The organism is Endobacterium panacihumi (assembly GCF_050847465.1).
GTDB classification, from domain to species: domain Bacteria; phylum Pseudomonadota; class Alphaproteobacteria; order Rhizobiales; family Rhizobiaceae; genus Neorhizobium; species Neorhizobium panacihumi.
In genome coordinates this window covers 201,141-216,409 of record NZ_JBOZRA010000004.1, presented here as the reverse complement: position 1 = coordinate 216,409, position 15,269 = coordinate 201,141, and the positions used below count along the sequence as shown (strand labels likewise).

The window sequence follows — 15,269 nt, the reverse complement described above, 5'->3', positions numbered from 1 at the left end:
GACCTTACTCCGCAGCCATGCGGGCAGTGGCCGGGATCACATGCGGCACGCCGCGACCGGTCACGGCGACCGGCAGTGGCTGATCATCGCGGATCTCGGTGAAGCGGGCGGCTGCGCCGTCGTAAACCAGCACGTCGCCGGTCTCGATGTCGAAGAACCAGCCGTGCAGCGTGACTTCGCTTTTGGCAAGCTTGGCGGCAACGGACGGATGGGTGCGCAGGTGATCGAGCTGGACCACCACATTTTCCATGGCGACGGCGCGGATTTTTTCCTTTTCGTCCATGTTCGGCGGATAGGCCTCACAGACGATGGAGTGCGCCGCGTGGCTATGCTTCAGCCAGGCCGCAACATTCGGCATTTTGCCCAGCAGGTCGGGATGGCAGAGCCCCTTCATGGCGCCACAGTCCGAATGGCCGCAAACGATGATATCGCGAACGCCCAGACCGACGACGGCAAACTCGATTGCCGATGACACGCCGCCATTCATGGTCTGGAACGGCGGAACGATATTGCCGGCATTGCGGCAGACGAACAATTCGCCCGGGCCGGATTGCGTAATGGTTTCAGGCATGACGCGGCTGTCGGCACAGGAGATCATCAGCGCCTGCGGCGACTGGCCCTCGTGTGCGAGCTTGCGGTATAGCGCCGAATGGTCCGGGAAAACGGCGCCACGAAAACTGGAGATGCCCTTCAGAAGGTCGCCCATGGTCGTATCCTCTTTGGCCGGCGAGCATGTCAGGAGACTTGCGCTCGATCCGGTGGTGTGAATGAAGCGATCATTTCGCACTGCAAAATTAGCAACGCGAAAATGACAACTGGCTGACATGCGGGAAGTCGAAATGTGAGGAGTGATCGCTATAAATCGATTTTACGGTAAAAATACCTTGTTTGCCCGCCTTGAAAAAACTGTTGTTTGTCAATTGACTAGCGGCAAGTCGTGGACAAACCGCTAAAAAAGGCGTCAAAAAACTGTGATGATCGAAGTATTTTTCGCCTTTGCGCAAGCTGCACGTTGCGGCGCACAAATATACGCCCTTAGGTGGCGCGTTTGTGACTGGTGCTCAACATGCGAGAGCCATCTCAAGACTGAATTGATCTGAGCGGAAGACAGCGGAGATCGGCATGGGCCGCGATGAGCACGCAAATAAACTCGCCCTTGCTTTGACGGCCAAAGCAAGGGCGAGTTTTATCGTTCAATACTGAGAGGCATATGGTTAGGCAGAAGGCGCATCCGCCTGCAGCAACTGCCAGGATTCATAGGCTGAAATGACGGTTTCCATCTGCGCCGTGTGGCCGGTGATGAAATCGTCGCCGTAGATGGTTTCATCCGGATATTCTGTAATCAGCGTCAGCGGCACGGTGTGGCGATCGTCGATCGACGACAGGCAGGGGAAACCGTTGATGATACGGAAGCCTGTTTCGCCGGCATGGGTTTCGTACAGCGCAATCTGGCGATTGTTGTATTCGAGAATGCCCGGAATGGCGCCGAGATGGCGGGTAACATGATCGAGCATGGCTTCGGCTTGGCTGGTCCACCCGGCGTGATGGCGCATGACGAGGAAAAAGCCCTTTGGCAGTGTCCACATGGCGAAATTGCGGGGCACGTAACCGGAAAGCGGGCGGGTCCACTCATGCGATGGGTAACCGTGCAGGTTGACGTGCAGCTTTGCGCCGCTGAGTTCCTGCGCCTTGAAACGAATGGCTTTCTCGTTCAGGTGCTCGCCGGAATTTTCACGGGTGCGGTATTCGAGATCGTCACCAAGCGCCGTGTAGCGCGCGGCGTGGTGCATGTGGCGCGGATTGTCGACGCGCAGGCGCTGGTGCAGCGCGTAACCATCGGGGTTTTCCAGCGGCGAGATGGTGAAATGCGCGTTGGCGCGTTCTTTCAGCGCACGGGCGGCGCGGATGGCGCCGACGATGCCGGTCGTTTCGTTCGGATGCTGGCCACCGCTGATCATCACGGCGCCATCGCTGCCCTTGACGTAGCGCGCGGAAAGAACGCGGCCGGAGCGGGAGTTGGCGGAAAACTCTTCGCCGCCGATGTCTGCCAGCAGATTTGCCATCTGCGCGGCTGCCGGCGGCTCAGTGGCGGTGTCGATCGCCTGTTCCTTGCCGTCGAGAAAACCTGATGTCAGCGGGCGGGTTTCGACACGAATGCCGATCTCGCCGGTGCTCTTCACAATCTCGGGTACGATCTGGCCGGGTTTCAGGCCACGGTCGCCGAGCGGACGGCCGGATTTCTTCTGGAAAAATTCCAGCAGCGAGAAATAGAAATCCTCGTGCAGGGCTTCGCGCAGGCTCACCACCTCGTCGCCGACCGGCAGATCCATGTCTTCAGCCGGATGCGAGACGCGGATGTTGAGTTCTTCGAAATAAGGTTCGGTGGAGCCCCAGTCATGACTGGCGATGGCGTCGATGGCGCCATGGAACAGGCGCTCGTAATCGGTTTCCAGACGCTCGCCCGTCGCATCCCCTTCGACACGGTACCAGCCGGTCGGCGAGACATTGGTTTCGCCGACGACATCCTGATGCACGCGGTTCGGCACGAGAATTTTGAGCGTTTCCGCCTGGCCGTTCCGCGTGAGTGTCACGTCGTAGAAGAATTCACCGTCCTCGCGGGCGACGAACTCGATCTTTGCTTCACCCACCAGCGATGCCAGCGGGTAAGCTTCCAGTCGAAAGCGGTTGGCCGGGGCATTGGCATGCACTGGGTAACGCACTTCGATCGCCGTAACGCCTGCAAGATCGATCTCTTCCAGGAAGGTGAATAGAAGCGGCTTGTAGGCGCTGCGGATGCGGGCAGTGATACCCTTGTCCTTCAGCGCCCGTTCGGTGGCGCGGCGGCTTTTGGTGTCATCGAAAGTCCAGGCTTCGAAAGACAGGCCGGGCTTGGCACCGGTGACCAGAGTTTCAAGAGTGCGTTCGATTGAAGTCTCGAAGATCGTGGTCATGGTGCCTAAGCCTTGCTGTGTATCGAAGTGTTTATCTGGAGGTGCGGCCGGTCGGGTCGAGGCTGTCGCGCAGCCAGTCGCCGAGCAGGTTGAGGCCAAGCACGGTCAGGAGAATGGCGAGGCCCGGGAAAACGCTGACCCACCACGCGGTCTGCAGATAGGTGCGGCCATCTGCCAGCATGCCGCCCCAGCTCGGGATGGTCGGATCGACACCGAGGCCGAGGAAGGTCAGGCTGCTTTCGAGGAGAATGTTGTTGGCGACGTTGAGCGTCATTAGCACGATCACCGGGCCGATCAGGTTCGGCAGAAGATGCTGGAAGATGATGCGCCAGTCTTTTACGCCGATCGCGCGGGCCGAGAGGATGAATTCGCGCTCACGCAGCGTCAGGACGGAGCCGCGCACGAGGCGGGCATATTGCACCCATTGCGACACGATCAGGAGGATGATCGTGTTGGTCAGGCTGCCGCCGACAATGGCGATGAAGGTGATGGCCAGAAGGATGAACGGCATGGCGAGCTGCAGGTCAGCGAAACGCATGACCAGCATGTCCCAGAAACCGCGATAATAACCGGCGATCAGGCCCATCAGCACACCAAAGATGACAGCGCCGATAACGGAGGTGAAACCGACGAGAAGCGAGATCTTGCCGCCGGCAACAACGCGGGCCAGCACGTCACGACCAAGCGGATCGGTGCCGAACGGAAAGGCCGGGTTGGTGAAGGGCTTTGCCAGACGCGCCATCAGGTTGATCTTTTCGGCGCCGCCCGGAAACAGAACGTCGGAAAACAGCACGGCCAGGCAGATGACGACGGTCAGCACGGTGCCGAGGATGAATTCGAGGCTTGCGAAGCGCGACAGGCGGGAGGTTTTTGTTGCCATTGTCGTTTACTCCGTGCGGATGCGGGGATCGACGAGGCCATAGGCGATGTCGACCAGAAGGTTGATGCCGACGATCATCAGCGACAGAACGGTGATGACGGCCTGAAGCACCGGATAATCGCGGGCAGCGACGGCGTCGAAGGCCAGCGTGCCCATGCCCGGCCAGTTGAAGACGCGCTCGATGACGACGATGCCGCCGAGCAGGCCGCCGAACTGCAGGCCGAAATAGGTGATCAGCGGAATGGCGCAGTTGCGCAGCGCATGTTTGTAGAGAACCTTGCTCTCGGAAAGACCTTTTGCGCGGGCGACCATGATATATTGCGACTGCAGCGTTTCCAGCATCGAGGTGCGAACGAGGCGGACGTTGGTCGCCGTCAGGATGACGCCCATGGTGATGGCCGGCATGACATAGCTGGCAAAACCACCCATGCCGCTTGGCGGAAGCCAGCCGAGCGTGATGGCAAACAGCAGCACCAGCATGGTGGCGAGCCAGAAATTCGGGAAGGACAGGCCGATCAGCGAAAAGATGCGGATCGCCTGGTCGGCAGCCGAACCACGCGAGGTGGCGGCCTTGATGCCGAGCGGGATCGACAGCGCGATCGACACGAACATCGAGATGAAGGCGAGCAGCAAGGTTGCCGGCAGCGCATCGCCGATCAGCAGCGAAACGGACGTGCCGCCGTTGAAACTGCGGCCGAAATCGAAGGTCACCATGCCCTTGAGGAAGGTGAGATATTGCACGATGAACGGCTGGTCGGTGCCGAGCGATACACGGATGCGCTGCAGATCGTCTTCCGTCATGCTGCCGCCGCCCTGAAACATCATGAGCGCGGGATCGCCGGTCAGGCGAATGGCGAAAGAGACGACGAGCGTGATGGCGATGACGACGAAAATCGCCTGTAGCAATCGCTTGATGAGGAAACCGGCCAAGTTCTCGTTCCTGTAAGAGAAGTCCAGCCTCGCCCGCGGGGATGCGGGCGAGGTATCGTTCGTTATGAAGTGACCTAGATTAGTCGACGGACACTTCGTTGAGCTTCAGGCGGTTGTCCGGAGGAGCAACAAAACCCTTGACTCGCTTGTTGATGCCGAAGATGGCGTTGGTGTTGTACAGCGGCAGTTCCAACGCGCATTCGGCAGCGTAAGCACCGACTTCCTTGAGGATCTTTTCGCGCTCGGCACGGTCGGTCAACGGACGCTGGGATTCCAGCAGCTTGTCCATCTTCTCGTCCTTGTCGTAGGGGTTCCACTTTTCGCCCGAGTGGTACATTGCGTAAGCGGTGTTATCGAAGTCGAAGGTCCAGCCGCCCCACTTCTGCTGGAACATCGCGCCGGTCTTGCCCTGCGGGATGATGTCGTTGGTGATGACGTTGGTTTCGTAAGGCTTGATCGTGGCGGTGAGGCCGACCATCGACAGGTAGCTGGAAATGACCTGCGCGACTTCGTTCATCGTCGCATCATTGCCGCGGATGTCGATCTGCAGCGCGGTGCCGGTCTTGACGCCGGCCTCAGCCAGCAGCTTCTTGGCGCCTTCCGGATCGTAGGGCAGGGCCTTCAGGTCGGCGTCGTAACCGAAGGACAGCGCGCTCTGGAAGCTGACGATCTCCGATGCCTGACCGGCCAGGATCGACTGCACGATCGTGGCGCGGTCGACGGCCATGATGATCGCCTTGCGCACCTTCGGATCGGCGGTGATGCCGTCACGGGTGTTGAAGCGCAGTGCATCGACGGTCGGGCCGGGAACGGATACGATCTCCAGCTTGCTGTCGGCCTCGATGACCGGCAGCATGCCGATCGGAATGGTCGGCGGAATGACGAGATCGACGCGGCCGGCCTGCAGTTCGGCAACGGCGGTCGCCGGCTCGGCGATGAAGCGATATTCGAGTTCCGAAAGTTTTGGCGCGCCACCGAAATAATCCGGGTTGGCTTCCAGCTTGATGTTGACCTTCGGCTGGTAGGAAACGAACTTGAACGCGCCCGTGCCGACCGGGTTGAGGTTGAAATTGTCCTCACCCTTTTCGGTGATGTACTTCGGCGGAACGATCATGCCGCCGTAGCCTGCAAGCTTGGTCAGCAGGACCGGATCCGGTGCCTTCAGCTTGAGATCGACCGTATAGTCGTCGATCACCTCGACGCTGTCGATCGAGGTGTAGTTGGAACGCTGCGGACCCTTGGCACCCTGTTCGCCGAGAAGGCGCTCGAAGGTGAACTTGACGGCCGCGGCGTTAAAATCTTCGCCGTTGTGGAATTTTACACCTTGGCGCAGCTTGAAGCGCAGGCGCTTGCCTTCATCCAGCTCTTCCCAGCTTTCAGCCAGGCCGGGCACGATCTTGAGGTCGGGGCCGCGATAGGTCAGGCCGTCGAAGATGTTGGTGGCAACAGCCGACCACTGTACGAGGAACGTGTCGATCGGATCCCAGCTGCCCGGATCCTGCGGCGTGGAAATGGTCATCTTGCCGGCAGCGAATGCGGGTGCGGCGGAAAGTGCCGTGCCGGCGAGTGCGAAGGCTACGAAAGCCGACGCCAGTCCCCTTTTGAACGTTGTCATTACCTGTTCCTCTTCAGATGCTTTGCGATTGTGTCGCGGTTTATGATCCGGGTTTCCTCAGGCGCTTTTGGCGATGAAATGGCCCGGATTGATTTCCTCATGGGAAAGGATGGCCGGCTCGTCGCCGACGCGTCGGACCGGATTGGGAATTTCGCCCTCGATCATCGCCGTCTGGCGCACGGCCGTCGGATCGGCAACCGGAACGGCGGAGAGAAGGCGGCGGGTGTAATCGTGGCTCGGGTTCTCGAACACCTGGGCGCGCGAACCCATTTCCATGATCTGGCCGAGATAGAGAACGGCGACGCGGTGGCTCATCTTTTCCACCACCGCCATGTCGTGGCTGATGAACAGATAGGCGAGACCGCGTTCGGCCTGCAGGTCCATGAACAGGTTGATGATCTGCGCCTGAATGGAAACGTCGAGCGCCGACAGCGCCTCGTCGGCAATGATCAGTTTCGGATCGGAGGCGAGCGCACGGGCGATGCAGACACGCTGGCGCTGGCCGCCGGAAAATTCGTGCGGATAACGCGAGGCGACATTCGACGGCAGGCCGACGCGCTCCAGCAGTTCATCGACGCGGCGTTTGACGGCCTTGCTGTCGTTGATCAGCGAATGGGTGTTGATCGGTTCGGCGATGGAGAAGCCGACCGTCTTGCGCGGATCGAGCGAGGCAAACGGGTCCTGGAAGATGTACTGCACTTCCTGGCGCATGCGAAAACGTTCGGCCGCCGACATGGACGAGTAGTTTCGGCCGTTGAACGAAATCTCTCCACCCATCGAAGATTGCAGCTGCTGGATCGTGCGTCCGATGGTCGACTTGCCTGACCCGCTCTCGCCCACCAGCGCCAGCGTTTCGCCGGGATGGATATCGAAGCTGACCTTCTGCACGGCGCTGCAACGATGTGTGGCCTTGCCAAAGATGTTCTTCCTGATGTCGAAGCGGACGAACAGGTCCTTGACCGAAAGCAGCGGCTTTTCGTCGTATTTCGCGGTGTCCTGGATACGCTCCTCGCCGACCACGGTCGGTTTGCCGTCCTGCAACACGGTTAGCGGCAGCCGCTTGGGGAATTCTTCGCCGGTCATGCTGCCGAGTTTCGGCACGGCGGAGAGAAGCGCCTTGGTATAGGGATGCTGCGGATTGGCGAAAATTTCGCGAACCGGGCCTTCTTCGACCTTCTTTCCCTTCCACATGACGACGACATGATCGGCCATCTCGGCCACCACGCCCATGTCATGGGTGATGAACACCATGCCCATGCCGAGCGTTTTCTGCAGGTCGCGCATGATGTTGAGGATCTGCGCCTGGATGGTCACGTCGAGCGCGGTGGTCGGCTCGTCGGCAATCAGCAGTTTGGGACGACAGGCCAGCGCCATGGCGATCATCACGCGCTGGCGCATGCCGCCGGAGAGCTGGTGCGGATAACGCGTCAGAAGCTCGGCAGAATCGGGCAGGCGAACCATGTCAAGCAGACGACCGGCTTCGGCCATCGCGGCGGTCTTGCCCATTTTTTCGTGCAGCATCAGAACTTCGCAGATCTGGTCGCCGATGGTGAAGACCGGGTTGAGCGAAGTCATCGGCTCCTGGAAGATCATGGCGATCTCCTTGCCGCGGATCGAGCGCATCTCCTTCTGGCTGGCCTTCAAGAGATCCTTGTCGCCGAACAGGATGCGGCCGGTCGCGTATTTCGCGCCCATCATGTCGGCAAGCCGCATGGTCGACAGCGAGGTGACCGACTTGCCGGAGCCGGATTCGCCGACCACGGCCACCGTCTTGCCGGCTTCGACCGTAAACGACAGATCGTCGACAACGCGGCTCGAACCGAATTCGACGCTGAGATTTTCGACCGACAGAAGCGGTTTGATGGTTGCGCTCATGTCCGTGTCTCCGGCTTGGTCTGTTCGGTCGTTGAAGTGGTGCCGCTGGTTATGCGGGCGATAATGGCGCCGGCGGTCTGGGAGGAGCCGGCTTCGGCAAGGATGGCGATGGTGCCGGAAAGCGGTGCGGTCACCGCCGTTTCCATCTTCATCACGTCCATCATTGCCAGAACGTCACCTTTTTCGACAGTCGCGCCATCGGACACGTTCCAGTGAACGAGAAGGCCGGGAATTGGGGCGAGCACCGTACCGGCATCGTTTTCTTCGCCTCTGTTGTCACTGTGCGAAGCCGCCGAAAGCGGGCCAAGCAGGCGCAGGAAGGTATCAGGAATGCCGATCTCGACACGCTTGCCGTCGATTTCGACATGGCTGCGCAGAAGGCCGGTGTTCGCCGCCGGGGCAGGGCGGCTTGCGGCTTCCAGCGTTTCGGCAAAATCGGTTTCGATCCAGCGTGTGTGAACGCGGAAATCTTTGGCGAAATCATCGTGCGCGATGACGGAGCGATGGAAGGGCAGAACGGACGGCACGCCTTCGATGACAAATTCGCTCAAGGCACGGCGGGCGCGGGCAATTGCCTGTTCGCGGTTTGCGCCCCAGACGATCAGCTTGGCCGACAGGGAATCGAACATCGGCGGAATGGCCGAGCCGGAAACCACGCCGGAATCCAGACGCACGCCGGGGCCGGAAGGCGCGGTGAATTTGGTAATCTCGCCGGCTGAGGGCAGAAAACCGCGGCCGGGATCTTCCATGTTGATGCGGAACTCGATGGCATGTCCGCGCGGTTCCGGCATTTCAGTCACGCTGACGGCCAAACCTTCGGCGATGCGGAACTGTTCGATGACGAGATCGAGGCCGGTCGTCTCTTCCGTCACCGGGTGTTCCACCTGCAGGCGGGTATTGACCTCAAGGAAGGAGATCACACCATCGGCGCTGAGCAGGAATTCCACGGTGCCCGCACCGGTGTAACCGGCTTCGGCGCAGATATCGCGCGCAGCAGAATGGATTTTCTGGCGCTGTTCATCGGAGAGGAAAGGCGCAGGTGCTTCCTCAACAAGTTTCTGGTTGCGACGCTGCAAAGAGCAATCGCGGGTCCCCACCACCAGAACATTGCCGAGACGGTCCGCCAGCACCTGCGCCTCGATATGCCGCGGGCGGTCGAGAAACTGCTCGACATAACATTCGCCGCGACCAAAGGCGGCGACAGCCTCGCGGGTCGCCGATGAAAACAGTTCTTCGACCTCGCCAAGTTCGCGGGCGATCTTCAAACCGCGTCCGCCACCGCCATGCGCCGCCTTGATGGCGATCGGCAGGCCGAATTTTTTGGCAAACGCCAGCGCTTCCGCAGGCGAGGAAATCGCGCCATCGGAACCGGCAACCAGCGGTGCTCCAACCTTCTGGGCAATCGCACGTGCCTGCAATTTATCGCCAAGTGCTTCGATCACCTGCGGATCGGGGCCGATCCAGATAAGGCCGGCATCGACGACAGCCTGCGCAAACTCGCTGCGTTCAGAGAGAAAGCCGTAGCCGGGATGCACAGCATCGACACCTGCACGTTTTGCAATGGCGATCAGCTTGCCGATATCGAGATAGCTGTCTTTTGCTGTCACACCGTTCAGCGCATAAGCCTCGTCGGCCAGGTCTACGAACAGCGCGTCGGCATCGGCGTCGGCATAAACGGCGACCGAGGTCAGGCCGTAATCCTTGCAGGCCCGGATGATCCGCACCGCGATCTCGCCGCGGTTTGCTATCAGAACCTTCTTCATGGGCATTTTCCTGGAATGAAACGGGGCGCGAAGCGGCTGATCGCGTTAAAACGGATTTTTGCGCCGACTGGGATCTGGCCGGCGAGATCGAGATGATGGCCGGCGACATTGGCGATGACCGGATAACCGCCGGTCAGCGGATGATCGGCAAGGAAAAGCACGGGCTGGCCGCTGGCCGGAACCTGCAAGGCTCCGCGCACGGTCGCCTCGCTGGGCAGTTCGCCGTGGTTGGCGCGCTCCAGCGCCTCGCCGGACAGGCGAATGCCGACACGGCTGGACTGTGGCGTAACCGACCATTCCTGGGCGAAAAAGTCTTCGACGGCGGCGTCTGTGAACCAGTCGGTGCGCGGGCCCATCACGACATCGAGCACGACCGTTTCGTTGGTGCGCGGCATGGCGAAAGCCGGCTCTTCCGATGAAACGAGCGCGTTTGCCGGTGCCGGCAGAATGGCGACGACATCGCCGGCAACAAGCGCTGCCGGGCCGATCTGCGCCAATGTATCGGTGGCGGCGCTGCCGAGAACCGGCGCGATATCGAAACCACCACGCAGGGCAAGATAGGAGCGCATGCCGGCTGCGGGTGCGCCGAGAGACACCACATCGCCGTCATCGAGCGCGATGGCCGTGTGATGCGGGGTCGTAATTTTGCTGCCGTCAGCACCGGTGATCGAGATCGGCGCCGTTGCTCCAGTCAGCGCCATGACGCCCTGACCACGCATACGGAAGCTGAGGCCGCCGAGAGCTATCTCAAGCGCCGTCGTGTTTGCCGCATTTCCGACAAGCCGGTTGGCGGCCTTGAAGCCCGCACGATCGGCTGCGCCCGAAACGCTGATACCCTGTCCGGCCTGTCCGGCGCGGCCGAGATCCTGAAACACGACCGGCAGGCCGATGGAGAGGATTTCGATCGATGCGGTCGCGGCTTGCGTCGATGCGGTTTTCTTGGCTGATACGGATTTACTCGACGCCTTGATCTCATAGGCCGCATCCTTCGCCATGTCGCGAAATTTGATGCGACTGCCCGGCTGCAGAAGCGAGGCCGGCGTGCGATCGATATCGAACATGGCGAGCGGCGTCGTGCCGATCAACTGCCAGCCGCCCGGGCTCGTTTTCGGATAGACGCCGCTGAATTCGCCGGCGAGGCCGACGGCACCGGCCGGAACCTTGGTGCGCGGAGATTTGCGGCGCGGCACGGCCAAGCGTGGATCGCCGCCCGAGAGATAAGCGAAGCCGGGCGCGAAACCGGTGAAGGCCGCAACAAAATCGCTTTCGCCATGCAGGCGGATCACGTCCTCAACGCTCATGCCGGTCATGGCGGCAACCTCGGCCAGATCCTCGCCGTCATAACGAACCGGAATTTCGACCAGCGCACCCGATGCGGCCTTGCGCTCGCCACCCGACATATCCGAGACGGCTGCGATCAGCGCATCGTCGGAAATCGTGTAGGGATCGAAAGCGATCAGCAGCGTCCGTGCCGCCGGAATGATTTCGGTGATGCCTTCGACCGGGTTGGTCGTCAGGGCATCGAACAACGCCAGCGCCTCGCCGAGATCGGCAAGTTCCACGAGAATACAATCGCCGCGCACCGGCAGGATGCGCATCGACGTGTCTCGGGTCGTGGTTTGCATGACGGATGGCATGATCGTTCAGGCGGTCCCGGTAAAGGCGCGGATGGCGAGGCCGGACTGTTCGAATTTTTCACGCAGGCGCTTTGCCATGGCGACGGCACCTTCGCTGTCGCCATGCACGCAGATCGACTGCGCATCGACCTTGGTGAGCGTGCCGTCGATCGCCTCGATCACACCCTCCTTCACCATGCGCACCATGCGTGCCGCGATCAGGTCGGGGTCGTGCAGGACGGAACCCTTTTCACGACGTGAGACGAGATTGCCTTCCGGCGTATAGGCGCGGTCGGCAAAGGCTTCTGCAACCACCGTCAGGCCGGCGGCGCGGGCCTGTTCGACAAGTTGCGAGCCTGCAAGCGCCATCAGCACCAGCGACGGATCGATGGAAAGGATGGCATCGATGACATCCTTGGCCTGACGCTTGTCAATGGCGATCGTGTTGTAGAGCGCGCCATGCGGCTTCACATAGGTGACGCGCGTGCCGGCCGCCTTTGCGAGACCCTGAAGGGCGCCGATCTGATAGATCACGTCGCCGATCAGTTCTTCACTCGTCGGATCCATGTTGCGGCGGCCGAAACCGGCGAGATCGCGATAACCGACATGGGCGCCGATGGCGACGCCACGCTCGGCTGCTGCGCGAACTGTCTTGAGAATGCCTGCCGGGTCGCCCGCATGAAAACCGCAGGCAACATTGGCGCTGCTGACGATATCGAGCATGGCGGAATCATCGCCCATCTTCCACGCACCAAAACTTTCGCCCAGGTCGCTGTTGATGTCGATGTTCATCATGAACGCTCTTCCCTCGCCTTATTCTGAACAAAAGCTAACAAAGGAGAACAATGCTGTCCATAGTGTTGAACAATTTTTATGTATTGCCCTACAAAGCGCCAAATGCTCAATTTGTGGGCGTGATTAAATTTTTGCACGGTTTTATTCGCCCGGCAGTGCCACAGGCGCGTCATTTCTCTTGTGAAGGGCGCGCGCGCGTTCTACCGGGATGAAAGAACATGGTCCGTGGACGAAGGGGAACGGCTTGGCTGTACGCAAACCACAGGTAGAGGAGCCAAAAGCTTCCGGCTCGACCGATGGCAAGATGCAGGCCGGTTCGCGTGCGACCGAACAGGTGCAGACGCTGGCCGAAACCGTTGCGGCGCGCATCCGTGAACAGGTGATTTCCGGGCGCCTGACCCCCGGCAGTCATCTGTCAGAACAGACACTGAGCGAAGAGTTGCAGGTGTCGCGCAACACGCTGCGCGAAGTGTTTCGCATGCTGACCAAGGAAGGTCTGCTGCGTTACGAAGCCAATCGCGGCGTATTCGTTTCCACACCAAGCATGACGACGATCATCGATATCTATCGCGTTCGTCGTTTCATCGAATGTCCGGCGCTGGCGCATGCGCATCCGCGTCATCCCGGTGTCGCCCGCATGCGTGCTGCTGTCGAGCAGGCGCGTCAATGCCGCGAGAAAAAAGACTGGCTTGGGGTCGGCAGTGCCGACATCGCCTTTCATGCGGCCATCGTGGAATTGTCCGACAGCCCGCGCATGGCCAGTTTTTATGCGCAGATTGCGCTAGAGTTACGGCTTGTCTTCGGACTGTTGAAAGATCCCGAATTCCTGCATGGCCCTTTCATTGATCAGAATCTCGAGATCGTCACCGCACTTGAGGCTGGCAATGCCGTCGGTGCCGCAGAAATGCTGGAAGCCTATCTCCTGAGAGCGGAACGCTTCATTCTCGGGGCCTATGCACGGGTGACATCCGAAACCTGAATATCCTTTGTCCGGCTGACGTTTTCCCGCCAATGCGCTAAAGGCAGAAGACATCATGTCGACAAGGAGATTCCGTCATGACCGATTCCGATCCGGAGCAGACTGTCGAGCGCAAGCGCGGTTCCGGCGTCAAGCTGGTCTATGATCTTCTGCGTGACGAAATTCTCGACCTGAAACTGGCACCCGGCAGCGCCATCGATGAGGTGGCGCTGGCAAGCCGTTTCGGCATGTCGCGCACACCGATCCGCGAGGCGTTGGTGCGACTGGCCGGTGAGGGGTTGATCGAAACCCTGCCCAATCGCTCGACCATGGTGTCGAATATCGATTTCCTCGGCATGCATGCCTATTTCGACGCGCTGGTGTTGATGTACCGCGTCACCACCCGGCTGGCTGCCCAGCATCATAGAGCGGAAGATCTTGAGGTCATTCGCGCCTATCAGGCCGAATTCAGCGATGCCGTACGCTCGCAGGATGCGCTGGCGATGATCGCCACCAATGCCGCTTTCCATTCCGCCATCGCTGCGAGCGGTCGTAACGCCTATTACGCCGGCTTTTTCGATCGTCTTCTGGGCGAGGGGCGGCGCATGTTGCGGCTCTATTACCAATCCTACGATGATCGCTTGCCTGCCCGTTTTGTCGATGAGCATGAGGAAATCATCGCTGCCATCGAGGCGCGGGACATCGATGCCGCCGACCGTCTCGGCAAGGCGCATGGCGAACAGATCGTCGAGCAGATCGGTCGTCTTCTGACACGCCATGAAAGGCAGGACATCGAACTCTAAAAAATCTTGTATTTTTTTTGTCGACAAAGAATGCGGAAGGAGTATTCTTCGTTTCCAGAAGCGTGGGTGTGCTTGCCCGCCAACGGATTTTGAGGAGTTTCGGGAATGGCAAATATCTTTTCGGGCGTCGTCCCGGCACTGATGACCCCCTGCAAGGCCGACCGCACGCCGGATTTCGATGCGCTGGTTGCGAAGGCGAAGCAACTGATAGATGCCGGCATGTCGGCTGTTGTCTATTGCGGCTCGATGGGTGACTGGCCGCTGCTGACCGATGCGCAGCGCATGGAGGGCGTCGAGCGCTTGGTGAAGGCCGGCATTCCGGTCATCGTCGGCACCGGCGCCATCAATTCGGCGTCTGCCGTGGCGCTTGCGGCGCATGCCCAGAAGGTTGGCGCCAATGGCCTGATGGTCATCCCGCGCGTCCTGTCGCGCGGCTCGGTCATCTCGGCGCAGAAGGCGCATTTTAAGGCCATCCTGTCTGCCGCTCCGGACCTTCCGGCGGTCATCTACAACAGCCCCTATTACGGTTTTGCCACCCGCGCCGACCTGTTTTTTTCGCTGCGCGCCGAACATCCGAACCTTGTCGGTTTCAAGGAATTCGGCGGCCCGAACGACATGCGCTATGCGGCCGAAAACATCACCAGCCGCGATGACAATGTCACGCTGATGATCGGCGTCGATACCGCCGTCTACCACGGTTATGTCAATTGCGGCGCGACCGGCGCCATCACCGGCATCGGCAATGTCCTGCCGAAGGAAGTGCTGCATCTGTGCAATCTTGCCATTGCTGCGGCGAAGGGCGATGCCGATGCCCGTGTGCGTGCCAAGGAACTGGAAGAGGCGCTCGGCGTGCTCTCCTCCTTTGACGAAGGCCCGGATCTGGTTCTCTATTTCAAGCACATGATGGTGCTGAAGGGTGATAAGGAATACGCGCTGAACTTCATCGAAACGGACGTGCTCTCCGACAGCCAGCGCGGTTATGTCGATACGCAGCTTGCGCTGTTCGACACATGGTATGCCGACTGGAGCAAGCTGCCGGGTGCGATCCAGAGCGCCAAGGCCTGATAACGATTTGAAAAGCCC

General features: G+C 60.2%; 13 protein-coding genes. 4 read left to right on the top strand and 9 right to left on the bottom strand.

Features of this window, described 5'->3' with window-relative positions; translation table 11 throughout:
• Positions 1–4: 4 nt before the first annotated feature.
• The 9 genes from ACRQ1B_RS19160 to ACRQ1B_RS19120 all read right to left on the bottom strand — a co-directional run bounded on the left by ACRQ1B_RS19160 (position 5) and on the right by ACRQ1B_RS19120 (position 12,425).
• Complete coding sequence (locus ACRQ1B_RS19160) at positions 5–706, bottom strand: carbonic anhydrase (protein WP_432295565.1); 702 nt, start codon at positions 704–706, stop codon at positions 5–7.
• Positions 707–1,214: 508 nt separating this feature from the next.
• Positions 1,215–2,951, bottom strand: coding sequence for a M14 family metallopeptidase (locus tag ACRQ1B_RS19155; protein WP_432295563.1), 1,737 nt, complete (start codon positions 2,949–2,951; stop codon positions 1,215–1,217).
• Positions 2,952–2,982: 31 nt separating this feature from the next.
• On the bottom strand, positions 2,983–3,831 hold the full coding sequence (locus ACRQ1B_RS19150; RefSeq protein ID WP_432295561.1) for an ABC transporter permease: 849 nt from the start codon (positions 3,829–3,831) through the stop codon (positions 2,983–2,985).
• A 6-nt stretch (positions 3,832–3,837) separates the two neighbouring features.
• Positions 3,838–4,761 (bottom strand): ABC transporter permease, encoded by a 924-nt coding sequence (locus ACRQ1B_RS19145; protein ID WP_432295560.1) that lies wholly within the window; start codon positions 4,759–4,761, stop codon positions 3,838–3,840.
• A 79-nt stretch (positions 4,762–4,840) separates the two neighbouring features.
• The gene (locus ACRQ1B_RS19140; RefSeq protein WP_432295558.1) at positions 4,841–6,376 is read right to left on the bottom strand and encodes an ABC transporter substrate-binding protein; all 1,536 of its coding nucleotides are present in this window, start codon (positions 6,374–6,376) and stop codon (positions 4,841–4,843) included.
• Positions 6,377–6,433: 57 nt separating this feature from the next.
• Entirely contained in the window at positions 6,434–8,251 is a 1,818-nt protein-coding gene (locus ACRQ1B_RS19135) for an ABC transporter ATP-binding protein (RefSeq protein WP_432295556.1), read from the bottom strand.
• Positions 8,248–10,014, bottom strand: a complete 1,767-nt coding sequence (locus ACRQ1B_RS19130; RefSeq protein WP_432295554.1) for an acetyl/propionyl/methylcrotonyl-CoA carboxylase subunit alpha — start codon at positions 10,012–10,014, stop codon at positions 8,248–8,250. Before ACRQ1B_RS19130 ends, ACRQ1B_RS19135 begins: the two co-directional genes overlap by 4 nt.
• On the bottom strand, positions 10,011–11,612 hold the full coding sequence (pxpB, locus tag ACRQ1B_RS19125; protein ID WP_432295797.1) for a 5-oxoprolinase subunit PxpB: 1,602 nt from the start codon (positions 11,610–11,612) through the stop codon (positions 10,011–10,013). Before pxpB ends, ACRQ1B_RS19130 begins: the two co-directional genes overlap by 4 nt.
• Before the next feature lie 45 nt (positions 11,613–11,657).
• Positions 11,658–12,425, bottom strand: coding sequence for a LamB/YcsF family protein (locus ACRQ1B_RS19120; protein WP_432295553.1), 768 nt, complete (start codon positions 12,423–12,425; stop codon positions 11,658–11,660).
• Between the two features lie 50 nt (positions 12,426–12,475).
• On the opposite strand from ACRQ1B_RS19120, the gene ACRQ1B_RS19115 reads away from it, so the two are divergent.
• The 4 genes from ACRQ1B_RS19115 (at position 12,476) to ACRQ1B_RS19100 (ending at position 15,251) form a co-directional block, all read left to right on the top strand.
• Positions 12,476–12,637 (top strand): hypothetical protein, encoded by a 162-nt coding sequence (locus ACRQ1B_RS19115; protein ID WP_432295551.1) that lies wholly within the window; start codon positions 12,476–12,478, stop codon positions 12,635–12,637.
• 92 nt (positions 12,638–12,729) lie between these two features.
• The gene (locus tag ACRQ1B_RS19110) at positions 12,730–13,404 is read left to right on the top strand and encodes a GntR family transcriptional regulator (protein ID WP_432295796.1); all 675 of its coding nucleotides are present in this window, start codon (positions 12,730–12,732) and stop codon (positions 13,402–13,404) included.
• Between the two features lie 77 nt (positions 13,405–13,481).
• The gene (locus tag ACRQ1B_RS19105) at positions 13,482–14,186 is read left to right on the top strand and encodes a GntR family transcriptional regulator (protein ID WP_432295549.1); all 705 of its coding nucleotides are present in this window, start codon (positions 13,482–13,484) and stop codon (positions 14,184–14,186) included.
• Positions 14,187–14,291: 105 nt separating this feature from the next.
• Complete coding sequence (locus tag ACRQ1B_RS19100) at positions 14,292–15,251, top strand: dihydrodipicolinate synthase family protein (RefSeq protein ID WP_432295548.1); 960 nt, start codon at positions 14,292–14,294, stop codon at positions 15,249–15,251.
• Positions 15,252–15,269: the final 18 nt, after the last annotated feature.